Origin of the sequence: Planktothricoides sp. SR001, from assembly GCF_001276715.1 — a bacterium.
GTDB classification, from domain to species: domain Bacteria; phylum Cyanobacteriota; class Cyanobacteriia; order Cyanobacteriales; family Laspinemataceae; genus Planktothricoides; species Planktothricoides raciborskii.
Genome location: NZ_LIUQ01000008.1, coordinates 145,387 through 158,322 on the forward strand (window position 1 = coordinate 145,387; position 12,936 = coordinate 158,322).

Annotated in this window: 7 protein-coding genes; 1 reads left to right on the forward strand and 6 read right to left on the reverse strand. The window is 44.2% G+C overall.

Features of this window, described 5'->3' with window-relative positions; genetic code table 11:
* Positions 1–169 precede the first annotated feature (169 nt).
* The 4 genes from ftsH to AM228_RS07425 form a co-directional block, all read right to left on the reverse strand.
* Entirely contained in the window at positions 170–2,143 is a 1,974-nt protein-coding gene (gene ftsH, locus AM228_RS07410; protein WP_054465488.1) for an ATP-dependent zinc metalloprotease FtsH, read from the reverse strand.
* Between the two features lie 209 nt (positions 2,144–2,352).
* Complete coding sequence (locus AM228_RS07415; protein ID WP_072160701.1) at positions 2,353–2,865, reverse strand: helix-turn-helix domain-containing protein; 513 nt, start codon at positions 2,863–2,865, stop codon at positions 2,353–2,355.
* 187 nt (positions 2,866–3,052) lie between these two features.
* A complete protein-coding gene (gene rnc, locus AM228_RS07420; RefSeq protein ID WP_054465489.1) occupies positions 3,053–4,306 on the reverse strand; it encodes a ribonuclease III in 1,254 nt (417 codons plus the stop codon).
* A gap of 64 nt (positions 4,307–4,370) precedes the next feature.
* A complete protein-coding gene (locus AM228_RS07425; protein ID WP_054465490.1) occupies positions 4,371–5,999 on the reverse strand; it encodes an NYN domain-containing protein in 1,629 nt (542 codons plus the stop codon).
* 358 nt (positions 6,000–6,357) lie between these two features.
* Here AM228_RS07425 and recJ point away from each other — a divergent pair, with 358 nt between their 5' ends.
* Positions 6,358–8,835 carry a single-stranded-DNA-specific exonuclease RecJ gene (gene recJ / locus AM228_RS07430; RefSeq protein ID WP_190877435.1) on the forward strand — a complete coding sequence of 826 codons (2,478 nt, stop codon included), beginning with the start codon at positions 6,358–6,360 and terminating at the stop codon, positions 8,833–8,835.
* Between the two features lie 22 nt (positions 8,836–8,857).
* Here recJ and AM228_RS07435 read toward each other — a convergent pair whose 3' ends face one another.
* Together AM228_RS07435 and AM228_RS07440 are read right to left on the reverse strand one after the other, a co-directional pair.
* Positions 8,858–9,247: a 6-carboxytetrahydropterin synthase gene (locus tag AM228_RS07435; RefSeq protein ID WP_054465491.1), complete on the reverse strand. Its 390-nt coding sequence runs from the start codon at positions 9,245–9,247 to the stop codon at positions 8,858–8,860.
* Positions 9,248–9,564: 317 nt separating this feature from the next.
* Positions 9,565–12,903 carry an efflux RND transporter permease subunit gene (locus tag AM228_RS07440; RefSeq protein ID WP_054465492.1) on the reverse strand — a complete coding sequence of 1,113 codons (3,339 nt, stop codon included), beginning with the start codon at positions 12,901–12,903 and terminating at the stop codon, positions 9,565–9,567.
* Positions 12,904–12,936: the final 33 nt, after the last annotated feature.

Consider the following 12,936-nt stretch of genomic DNA (forward strand, 5'->3'; position numbering starts at 1 on the left):
TCGGTGTGGGGGGAAGAGAGAATAGAGAATAGAGAAAAGAGAATAGAGAATTTTCCTATGCATCCTATGCATCCTATGCATCCTATGCATCCTATGCATCCTCTCTTCCCCTACACCCTACACCCTACACGACGGCGGCTTCCCCCTCCGCCCCTCATCCAGGCAAGAACTACGAGGAAAGAACTGCTGAGGTTAATTGCTGCTTCGGCAAGTTTGTGTATTGAGAAACAATTGCTCGGAATTGTTCTCCTTCAATGGTTTCTTGCTCTAAGAGAATTTCCACCAGTTTTTCCATAACGTGGCGATGCTCGTTCAGAATTCGCTGCGCTTCTTGATAGCAGTGGGAGACTATTTCATGGACTTGGCGATCGATTTGAATGGCTACCGCTTCGGAATATTCCGATCGCGCCATCAAGTCTCGACCCAGAAACACCTCACCCTGTTCTATTTCTAGGGCTAACGGACCGAGGTCAGACATTCCATAACGAGTTACCATTTCTCGCGCAATTTTGGCTACCATTTGAATATCGCCACTGGCGCCGTTGGTCACTTCCGCATCCCCAAATACCAAATCTTCCGCTGCGCGACCACCCAAGGCCATAGTAATTCGATCCATCAGCCACGCACGGGTGACTAAGCCACTATCAATCATCTCCTCATTGGGGACTGGTTGAGCAAAACCACCAATTCCTCCGGAACGAGGAATAATGGTGACTTTATTTAAGGAGTCAGAATTTTTTAATACGGTCATTAATAGGGCATGGCCGACTTCGTGATAAGCGATAATCCGCTTTTTCTTGCTATCCAGGAGAGGCGTTAATTTTAAACCAATGGTTACTCGGTCAATAGCATCGTCAATTTCCTCTGGTGTAATAGCGTCTTTGCGCCGACGGGCAGTGAGAATGGCCGCTTCGTTGAGTAAGTTGGCCAAGTCAGCCCCCGCTAATCCCGGAGTCCGACGGGCGATCGCCTCTAAAGATACATCGCTAGAGAGTTTTTTATTCCGAGCATGAACCTGCAAAATCCCCAGGCGACCGTTGTAACCGGGCAAATCCACAACCACTTGTCGGTCAAACCGTCCCGGTCGCAACAAAGCCAGATCCAGCACATCCGGGCGGTTGGTGGCAGCAATCACAATCACGCCGCTGTTGCCCTCAAAACCGTCCATTTCTGTGAGCAACTGGTTGAGAGTTTGCTCTCGTTCATCATTCCCCCCGCCAATTCCCGCACCACGCTGCCGACCGACCGCATCGATTTCATCAATAAAGACAATACAAGGGGCATTTTCTTTGGCTTTGTGGAATAAGTCTCTGACCCGTGAAGCCCCGACCCCAACGAACATCTCCACAAACTCAGAACCAGAAATACTGAAAAACGGCACCCCCGCTTCTCCCGCGATCGCCTTGCCCAGTAGGGTTTTTCCCGTTCCTGGGGAACCGACTAACAACACCCCTCTGGGGATTTTCGCCCCCACCGCTGTAAACCGATCCGGTTGTTTGAGGAATGTCACTACTTCCTGGAGTTCTTCTTTGGCCTCTTCAATTCCCGCCACATCATCAAAAGTCACCCCGGTTTTCGCTTCCATGTGAAAGCGAGCTCTGGATTTACCAAAACTCATCGCTTGGTTGCCTACTTGTGATGACCGTTTCAGGATCATCACCAAGCCGCCCACTAATAACGTAATCAGCAATAAGTTAGCGACAATACCCAGGGCTTCAGCGCGATCGGCTGAGGGCTGAATATCTAACTTAACCCGTTCCCCATCTCTATTGGCAACCCGGATTTTTTGAAATAGCTCTGGATATCGCTCAAACAGAGTGACTTGATGTTCCGCAGAATCCTTTAAAGTGACAGTGGCATTGCCCTTAGCCGGATCCAGCACGACCTTTTGGACTTCTCCAGCGTCAATTTTTTCTAAAAGTTCGCCATAGGTTAGGCTTTCTTTCGCACTTTTTTGCGCCAGGGCTGGGGTTGCCAAAATCGCTCCTTGAGCAATGATTAAACTGGCCACCAATGAACTCAACCGTTTTAACGGTAAGTTTGCCCAGGGCCGATCGGTTTTCTGCCCAGAAGAGGTGCGATCGCCTAAAACTGCCGAAGTTGCCTTCAGCTTATCGATCCATATTTTCCAAAAACCATTCATATATCCGATGCCTTTTAGCTGTAATTTGCCGTCCAGTAGAAAAATATCTATCTACTAGGTTCCACCGAATCTGCGGTGAAAAAGAAAATCGCTTTGACATCTAGTTTAACGTGACTTTTTTTATAATGAAATATTTATTTGCTATCTGTTGTTTGCTATTTTTTTATTGCTATTTGGTTTATTTCACACGAGTCACCAATCACCAATCACTAAAGCTCAAAAGGGGCTTTAACCGGCTGACTGACTGGCTGATTGACCGGCTGATAGGTAGCAAAAGTCTTTCTGATTACTGGCACATGAGCCGCTGCTTCAATCCACAGGCGAGCACCACAGGGGCCAGTTTCATGGGGGGTGTACACCAGGCGGCATGGGCCATTAATTTCTAGTTCGTGGCAGTTGTACTGATTTTTGCCTTCTTTGACCACAATCGGCGGCTCGTTCTCGTTTTCTTTGGCGTTTTTGCCAATAATTTGCCGGTTGACCAAGATGCAGGTTTCAACTTGGCGGCGGCGCTTGTACCAGGTGCCTTTCGGGCCTTTGCCGCGTTCTTCGATGACCGGCATTCCGTTAAATAAGGGGATAACCCAGTTGCGGCCTTGCTTTTCGGCTCCTCTTACCCGCCCTTGCTGGAGTAGGATGCGGAGTCTCACGGTGGAAATACCTAGGTATTGGGCGGCTTCGGTGGTGCCGATATGGGTTGGATTGCTGGTTGGGCTGCTCATTTTTTTGCCTCTTTTCTACATCGTAATAGTACGATAGCAGGATTTTTAGGGGATGTCAATAAAAAAAACCCGGTTTCTGGGTTGTCTGCGAGGGCGAAGAAACCGGGTTTCTTTTTGGGGGATCTGCGGTCATGCTTCGCCCCTACAGGAAAATTTATGTCGGGATGTTATCCTGGGGAGTTTCCTGTCATAACAGCCCTAATTTTTTTAGTGCATTTCCAGCCGCTTGTTTTTCCGCCTCTTTTTTGGTAGAACCTGTCCCTTGGGCGTAAACTTTACCATTGATGGAAACCTGCACTGTAAATGTTTTGTCGTGCGGGAGGCCTTCTTCTTTAATGACGCGATATTGAGGTAAGATTGCGCCTTGGTTTTTCTGTACCCATTGTTGCAATTGATTTTTCGGATCGATCGCAATTTGCGGTGTATCGGTTTGATAGTCATCGATTTGAGGCGAAACAGCAATAATTTCCTCTATGACCGAATCAAACAGCGATCGCACAAAATCTCGGACGGCATTCATTTGTGAATCCAGAAAATAAGCGCCAATTATCGCTTCAAAGGTATTACTCAATACGGATAAATTATCTTTTGCCCCATCAGCGATCGCGCCTTTTCCTAACCGCATCCATTTACCGAGTTCTAATTGCTCGGCAAATTTTGCCAACTGCTTATCTTCTACCAAAGCAGACCGCAACCGAGTCAAATCACCTTCATCTTTTTCTTCCTTATACTTCTCATAAAGATATTCGCCACTAAGAAAATTCAGTACCGCATCACCCAGAAACTCCAACAACTCATTATCGGTCTTCGCTTCTTTAGGATTTTCATAAAGATAGGAACGATGAGTTAAAGCATCTTGCAGCAAAGACGCATCCTGAAAAGGTAATTGTTCTAATAACCCAGATAATTTAGATATAATTCGCGCTTCTGCCGCTTTAGTTTGCCAATTTTCCTGACGATTTTGCTCTTGAACAAGAATACGCAAGACTTCTTGCTTATGCTTTTCTACTTTTTTAATAATCTCTTCGTCAGCCTTTACTGCTTTCAGCAGTCGCACCATGCCATTAATAGCACTATAAGTATCGTCTGCGGAAAATTCATCTCCGTGTGCCCAATAATTGCGGGTTTCAATCAGTTCTTCAACAATTCTTTTTTCTGGCTTATCAATACTTTTTTGGAATACATCATCCCATTTCTTAGAGATAACCGTCAATAGCGCACCAGTATCTTTACTAAGCCACTCTTTTATATCCTTTTTTTTCGTACTTTTATAATCTGGTAATTCTTTTTTGGCCTGAGTTTCCCAATCATCGGGATAAGCTTCTTGCAATTGCTGTTCAACATAGGGATATAATCCCTGACTTAGCAACTCTAAACCTTTACCAACTCTTTCTCTATTACTCAGCATAACTTGTTTGATTACTCCATAGTGATTAGTCATTATCATGTTTTTTCGATAAATTTGATGTTGGGTTTCGTGCCTCAACCCAACCTACGCATAACTACTATTCACAAAAGTCGGCAAAATTAAAAACCGCTTGTGGATCGATCGCCTTAATAGATGTAATCTTTTTTCTGGTTCTAGTAGTGTAAATTTTTCCATCTTTCTCTACAAAGTCAAGAAACTTAATAAATTTAGAAAATTTCTGGCAAGAATTGGGTTTAAAAATAGACTTAACTCCTTGATAGTTGGGAAACCGCTTGTTTTCTCGCATCAGTCGATCCAAGGATCCTGGATCGGCTTCTTTACCTTGTTTAGATGCGGTTTTAATTGCTGAAATCAGGCACTTAACCGCATCATGGTAACTAATGTTGTGAGAGGCTTTCTTTTTCTTATTTTTAGACTTTTTAGACTTTTTATAACTTGAAGTAGTCTCAGTTTTTTCGCCATCTTTTTCTTCGACTAAAACCACTGTTGCCATTTTGCTAGTTTTTTTGCGGCGAACTTTCCCATCTTGTGCAACCGCATCAATAAACTCACCAAATTTGGTAAAGCTGCTACCATCAGGTTTGCGGATAGAACTCACCCCGTGATAATTGGGAAAACGATGGTTGTACCGCATTAATGTAGAAATATAGCTTAAATTGGTAATGTGATCTTCAAGTAAGCAAGTATTAATCGCTTCCAGCAGACAATTCACCGCTTCATCATAAGGAATATAATCAGCCGAATAATCAGCCGATGTTCCTGGAGTATTCCCCTGAGTATTCTCTTGAGTATTAATAGAATCAGCCGGTGTCTGATGCTCAGAATTATCAGCCACTTCTGAGGATATTTCTGAGGGGGCTGGGTCGATTAAAAAAACTTCCTGAATATTGCCATGTTTTTGAACTCTGACTTTACCATCACTTACCGCAGCCTCCATAAAATTAGTAAATTTGCTAAATTTGCTGCCATCAGGTTTGCGGATAGAAGCTACACCTTTATAGATGGGGTAGTAATCGGGATTATTACGCATCAAAATGTTCAGGACACTGAAAGTAGTAGGTTGACCTTGGAACGATGCGCTCTTAATGGCTTTAATTAGAGAGTCAATGGCTTGATCGTAAGTAATATACTCAGCGGATAAATCCGGCTCCTGTAACGAATATACTTGCGGGTTAATCTCTGGTAATTTATTCAATAAATTATCTATTTTTGGTGCCACAAGTTCCGAGATAACCTCATTTTCTGGGGCATCCTGAATCACCACTAACTCAGGCAGTTGATCGATAAAGTGGAATTCATCCGCTAAGTCAATCAGTTGTTTTTTGACATTGCCTTTTCTGGCAAAAATGATCGTTTTGATGCCGATTTTTTTCAGGTGATTCACAAAGGGACAAAAGTCACCATCTCCTGAGACTAAAATTACCAGGTCTGGCCAGCCATTTGCGTCGAAATCAGTCAAACAGTCAAAGACTAATTGATAATCCGCACAGTCTTTAATCGGTGAAGTAACCGAAATACCCTGAAATCCTAGATTTGCTAAACTCTCTAAGACTGCATTTTTGCCGTTCGGCCAAAAGTCGTAAATTTTGGCCTGCTTGACAATGCCCTGGATTTTGGCAAATACTAGCAATAGATTAGCGAGTTCTAAATTTACTTTGACGTTTTGGTTGTCAACATAAAGACTGACGGTGAGTTTTTGTGACATTTGACTGATTTAGGATGAAATGACAATATACGAACCACTGGAGCATCTCAGTGATTAAATGATATAGCAGTTTTCAATTTTGTGAGGTGTAGTACATCTGTGGATTCCCGCCTTCGCGGGAATGACAGAGAAAAATAAGTGCCTTTTATAGATGAGAAACGCTATATTAGGTTTTTTTGGGAATTGGCCACCAATAATCCTGAAAATAAACCACAAGTTAATTCGTCACAATTCCAGAAATTCAGAAACCGGGGTTTTTCTCAGGGAACGAGATGGGCGAAAATCCAGGAAAAACCCAGTTTGTAAAGTTTTGTAACCTGATAAAATTGAATAAACTGCTAAAAAAACCTGGTTTCTGATGAGCGATCTGCCCCCCCAAAAAAATTTTGAGATTGAATGGATTCTCCAACCCCAAATTGAACCTCCAACTTGGTTTCTGGAACAAGTGCAAGCATATACCTCCGGATCTTCGGGGCGTTATGCGGCCCAACTGCTTTGGCAACGGGGCATTCAAGATGGGGCAACTCTGGCCAAATTTATCGATCCCCAAAACTTTAAGCCTTCTAGTCCTTCTGAATTTGGCTGGGAAATGCAGTGGGCAGTGGAAAGAATTCTCCATGCTGCCAGTAGTGGGGAAAAAGTGGCAATTTGGGGAGATTTTGATGCTGATGGCATTACTTCCACCTGCGTGTTGTGGGATGGACTGGGAGAATTTTTCCCCCAGAATACTAAATTAACTTACTATATTCCCAATCGTTTCACCGAATCCCACGGGTTAAATGTTGCCGGAATCGATCGCCTAGCTAAAGAAGGGATTAGTTTAATTGTTACTTGCGATACGGGCAGCACTAACTTAGCAGAAATTAACCATGCTAATGAGTTAGGAATTGATGTAATTATTACGGATCATCATACTTTGCTGGACGATCGCCCCCCAGTAGTGGCAATTATTAACCCCCGTTATTTGCCCCCAGACCATTCTATGTTTTATCTGTCGGGGGTAGCGGTGGCGTATAAACTCATTGAAGCCCTTTATTTAGCGGCGCCAAATATTCCCCAAGCACCTTTAGAACAGTTGTTAGATTTAGTGGCAATTGGTTTAATTGCGGATTTGGTGGAATTAAAAGGAGATTGCCGCTATTTAGCCCAAATTGGTCTGAAACATTTAGAAAAAGAATTTAAACAACATCCGTCACAATGGCGGCGTCCCGGACTAGGTAGATTATTAGAATTGTGCAAGAAAACAGGCGATCGCCCCACAGATATTTCCTTTGGTATTGGGCCGCGAATTAATGCGGTGAGTCGCATTCATGGGGATGCTGCTTTTTGTGTGGAATTACTCACCAGCCGCGAACGCAACCTTTGTCAAAAACTCGCCAGCGAAGCGGAATTAGCCAATGCCCGTCGTCAAGAACTGCAAAAAAATGTCCTCGCCCAAGCCAAAACTAAACTAGAAAAAATTGACCTTTCTACTACTAAAGTCATCGTCCTCGAAGACCCCCAATGGTCTGTGGGTGTCCTGGGTTTAGTAGCAGGTCAAATTGCCCAAGAATACGGCTGTCCCACAATTTTATTAACCACCGATCAAACCCAGGAAAGTCTGGAAAATAGTAGGGACGCAATGCGATCGTCAGGAAGTGGAGAAACTACCCCAGTTTTAGCCCGTGGTTCTGCCCGTTCTGTACATCAAATTGACTTGTATCAATTAGTCAAAAACCAAGCCCATTTATTAGACCGATTTGGCGGTCATCCCTTGGCCGCTGGGTTGAGTTTGCCGGTAGAAAATATTCCCCTATTTACCGAAGCAATTAACCGGGAATTGCGGCAACAAATTGGCGAAATTAACCGCTTAGGAATACCAATAATTCAGGCGGACATTATTTGTCAAGTGGCGGATTTGGGTCTAGATTTATTCCGAGAATTGAAAATCCTCGAACCTTGCGGCATGGGCAACCCATCGCCACAAATATTGATTAAAAATTGTTGGTTTGAAAGAGTATGGAATGAAAAAGTTAAAGATAATACTGGTCGAAAATTGGGCTATATTAAAACCTATTTTAATATCAAGGATGATTCCAGTGATTCGGGTTTTCCAGGGATTTGGTGGGGACATTATAAAGAAGATATTCCTCAGAAGGCAGAGAATCCATCTCAGGCGCTTTGTGATGCGATCGCGACTTTGGATTATAATAATTACAAAAAACAGTATGAATTACGGTTAATTGCCGTTAGAGAGGTGAATGAAACTAGGCAAATAACTGTGGTAAATTCGGGAAGTAAAGTTTTACAAATTTTGGATTACCGTAATAATGGTCTAGGGGGAGAATTGCCAGTAGATGAGTCTCTCGATTCGGCCATTTTTATCCGCCAATGTCCCACCAGTTGGGAAGATTTAGAACAAGGGTTAAAGTTAGCGCTTGACTCCCAATTTATTAACCACAAATTGCCGGTTGTGGTCTTAGCTTATGATGCCGATAATATTCCCCAACCCCAAGAAATATGTCAAAAATTGATCACAATTGCTGACCATCTCAGCCACACCGGGGCAAGCATTTCTCGTCAGGAACTTTGCCAGGAATTAACTATCAGCGATCGCGCCTTAGACATTGGCTTAAATACCTTAACATTCCTCGGTTTTCAGATTAGTTTTAACCAAGAAGCATCTGAACTAGAAACCGGGATAACTTTTCGGCGGATTGCCGATAAAAAAGCCACAATAACCGCGAATTATTTTCCTATAGATTATTTTATTGCGGCTTTGCAAGAAGAACAATTTTATCGGCAATATTTTTGTCAGGTGCCGGTTTCCACTATTGAGGCGATCGCGCAGATTTAATCAACAAATATCTAAAATGAATTTAATCATCCTCATATTCTACCCAAGAATTCGGGGTTTCTGAAACCGCTACTTTTAGATCAACTCCTGGAGGAACTCTCCGCTTAGTTTCCTCATAAATATACTTAGCAATCATCTCCGCCGTAGTATCATAATCGGGGGGCATCACGTCATTCAAAAAGCAGTGATCTAGCCCTCCTTTGGTGACATCTTTTTTCGCCCAACGTAGGGTTTTAAAATCCGCCACCATCACTTCATGGGGACAATATTCTGAAGAGTGGAGTTTCTGGGATGACGCTTCAATGCGTACCTTATAAGTATGGCCGTGCATTCGCCCACAGGGGCCATCATAATCCCGAATAAAATGGGCGCTGTCGAATGTGTACTCCGTCACTAATTTCCATTTAGGCATGATTAATTTCCTCCCGCATTAATTAAGATAGCAAATCCCAATGGAAGAGAAAAGAGGATAGAGAAAAGAGATGCATAGGAGTGTGGGAGGCCGCCATCGAGGTGTGGGAAGAAAATTTCCTCTCTTCCCTCTCTTCTCTCTCTTCCCTCTCTTCCCTCTCTTCCCTCTCTTCCCTCTCTTCCCTCTCTTCCCTCTCTTCCCTCTCTTCCCTCTCTTCCCTCTCTTCCCTCTCTTCCCTCTCTTCCCTCTCTTCCCTCTCCTCTATCCTCTATCCTCTCTTCTCTATCCTCTATCCTCTTTTCTCTTTTCTCTTTCCTCTATCCTCTCTCTTCTATCCTCATTTTATCTGAAGGCGTCAGGAGTAAGTATAAAGCCGGTGTCACCAATAAGCCAATACAAGTAGATGAGGTTAAACCAAAGGCGATCGCCATACAAAGAGGAAACCACATAGGGTCACTAAAGGCCATTGGTAAAACCCCCACAATGGTGGTCAAGGTGGTGCTGAGAATGGGACGGAGGCGATCGCTTGCACCTCTGGCTGCCGCTTGCCGTAAATCCATCCCTTCTTTGAGATAAGTATTCATCGTATCCACCATCACAATGGAATTATTCACCACAATTCCTGTCAGAGAAATAATCCCAATCACGGCGGGAAAAGAAATGGGAATCCACAATAAGAAAAAACCGCTAAAAGTGCCAATTAACCCAAAGGGAATGGCCAACATAATAATAAACGGCTGAGTAAACGAACCAAACTGAATCACTAAGACTGCAAACACTAAAAATAACGCCACAACCGCCATTTTTTTGGCCGAACCAAACGTTTCCTCGGTAGTTGCCGCTTCGCCACCAAAGTTGTAGTTATAACCGATTGGCCATTGGCGTTTCATTTCGGTTAATTTTGGTTCTAAATCCGCCAAAATTTCCCCTACGGTGCGGTCTTTAGTTTTCGCTAATACCATCACCGTGCGTTGGGCATTTTTATGAGTAATCGATAACGGGGACATCCCCGGAACTTGTTCTAAGATTTGATCCGCCGCAATTGGGCCATTGGGAGTAATCAAACGAACCATCGCCAGTTCATCCGGGCGGGTTGGGCCACCGACGCTGCCGCCCCGCGAAGGCCATGCGGTACTCAGGCGAATTTCCAAATCTTCCTGACCGCCGCCAATGGGAAAATCCGCGATATCGTTGTCGGTCATCAGATAACGTCCTTGCATGGCCAAGTCATTAGCCCCAATGCCGTAAAAATCCATCGCTTCCCGTTTGGGCTGGAATTTGATATCAGGACGCAAAGAACCCAGGTCATCCCGCACGTCTACAGCCCCAAGAACGCCTCGCAACGCCATTTGTACCTCTCCAGAGATGCGCCGTAATTCGTCCATATCGGTGCCGGTAATTTCAATGGCGATCGGATCTCCTCCTTCTCCGGCTTTCTCGACATTCACCACTAGAGATGCACCGGGATATTTACGCATTGCGGCATTTAACTCAGTTCTTATTTGATCTAAATATTCAAAAGAATTTTTTTCCCGTTGTTCTTTGGGGACAAAGGCGACGGAGAAACCCAGCAAATAGCTCCCATCACTCGGTTTAAGACCAGTTTCTGCTACTAGGTTGCTGCGTTGACCTACTAATTTAACTACGCTTTCAAAAAGTAGGGGCGAAGCATTGGGGCAATTACTGGTTTGTTTCGTTGAAGAGTTGATTGCCGAATCATTCGCCCCGACAAAGCAACGGAGAATTTCTCCCAGGTCATCGGCTACTTTTTGGGAAGTTTCCAAGGTGGCAGTAGGCGGCATTTCCACGTTGACGCTTAAGGCTGTTTTGTCCGCGTCAGGGAACAGGGTTCCGGGTACGCTGCCCGCGAGAGTAGTGGTAAAAACAAACAGACCGATCGCGCCACAAACCCACAGGGAGGCGATGAATTTGTTGGGAATGGTAAATCGTTGAAGCCAGAGAGTAAATTTGGTGGTGACAATTTTCGTGAGGCGATCGATTAAGCTGGCTTTTTCCTTTTCCCTCTTCGATACCGCCGATCCCTGCGGCAGATTCCCGCGACAAGAGATTCCCGGTTTTTTGAAAAAACCGGGAATCTGCGCCGGGGATTTTTTGTCAAGTAAATATCGTGATAGGGGAATATCCACAAATAGGGCAATAATATAACTCATGGATAAACAAATGATGGCCGTAATGGGAAGTAAGCGAATAAATTTACCCATCAGGCCACCTATCGCCATTAACGGCACCATTGCCAAGATTGTTGTTAATTGCCCGGATAACGCGGGGATAGCAAAAGTTCTGACAGTTTTGAGGGCGGCTTGGTTAAAAGTTAACTTTTCAATAAATAACCCCTCGTGCATTCCTTCCATCATCAGGATGAACACATCAACGAGTAATCCCAAGGACAAAATCATGCCAACTTGCACCATTTTGTTCAGGGTATTGCCCAGTAACCAGACGATCGCCAGAGTTGCCAAAATCGTTAAAGGAATCGATAAACCGGCAATAATTGCTTCACGCCAAGTCAGGGCTACTAATAAGATTAAAAATACACATAAAACTCCTTGCCAGCCATTTTGAAATAACTGATTTAAGTCGTACAAAATAGTATCTTTGTCAGTGGCGATGACTTTGTATTCCATGCTGTATGGCCAGATGTTAGGGTTTTGTTTTATCTGGGCGATCGCCTCTAAACAATCATCCACTACTTTGATCGTGTCTGACCCTGGCACTTTGATCACATCAATATTAATAGCCGGTTGATATTCTGCCCCAGCAAAACTAATAAAAGCCCGATTTTTTTCTCTTTCTAAGTCCCGTCGGATTTCGGCAATTTCCCCTAAGCGCACCACCCGATCTTCTGACTCGCATTTATCACTGCCACAAATCCGAGTTATGGGTAAATTGCTTAAATCTTCTAAGGTACGAAAGCGACCATATAAACGAACTTGCGACCCAATATCATCACTTTCTACTTGATCCCAAGGCATATCAATATTGCCTCTTTGAATCGCTTGGGCGACGGTGGTAGGAGAAATCCCCAAAGCGGTGAGTTTGTTGGGCATCATCTGCACATGAATCACTTCATCCCGTTGACCCCCGACGTTGACTTCCCGGACATTGGGTACTTTTTCTAATAAATCTTCGATTTCCTCCGCAGCGCGACTGAGCACCGCTATATCGATGTCACCATATAAACCAATGGTGAGAATGGGCACATCTTGAACGGAGACTTGGGTGACTTTGGGTTCTTCCGCTTCCAAGGTTAAGTCCGGTTTGGCTTCGTCTACTTCTGCCCGAACTTGGGCGATCGATTCGGCGATCGGGGCATTCGCTTGGAATTCCACATTAATTAATGACATCCCATCAAAAGAAGCGCTGGTGATTTCTTTGAGCCCTTTGAGGGATTTAAGTTGGGTTTCGATTTTGTCGGTGACTTGGTTTTCAATGGTTTCTGGGTCAGCCCCAGGCCATAAAGTTTGAATAGTGGCGATCGCAATATTAATATCTGGGTCGCCTTCTTTAACCATTGAAGAAACCCCGATCAGTCCCCCAATCACAAATAAAAAGCATAACAATAGGCCAAATACCGTATTCAGAAAAAAGAATTTGGCCACAGGGGAAGGAGGAGGAGAGGGAGGAGTTTTAGTCATAGCAGTGTCCCATTGTAGGGGCAAAGCATTCGC

Coding starts and splice junctions, on each gene's coding strand:
- ftsH (WP_054465488.1), bottom strand. CDS start 2,143: ATGAATGGTTTTTGGAAAATATGGATCGATAAGCTGAAGGCAACTTCG.
- AM228_RS07415 (WP_072160701.1), bottom strand. CDS start 2,865: ATGAGCAGCCCAACCAGCAATCCAACCCATATCGGCACCACCGAAGCC.
- rnc (WP_054465489.1), bottom strand. CDS start 4,306: ATGACTAATCACTATGGAGTAATCAAACAAGTTATGCTGAGTAATAGA.
- AM228_RS07425 (WP_054465490.1), bottom strand. CDS start 5,999: ATGTCACAAAAACTCACCGTCAGTCTTTATGTTGACAACCAAAACGTC.
- recJ (WP_190877435.1), top strand. CDS start 6,358: ATGAGCGATCTGCCCCCCCAAAAAAATTTTGAGATTGAATGGATTCTC.
- AM228_RS07435 (WP_054465491.1), bottom strand. CDS start 9,247: ATGCCTAAATGGAAATTAGTGACGGAGTACACATTCGACAGCGCCCAT.
- AM228_RS07440 (WP_054465492.1), bottom strand. CDS start 12,903: ATGACTAAAACTCCTCCCTCTCCTCCTCCTTCCCCTGTGGCCAAATTC.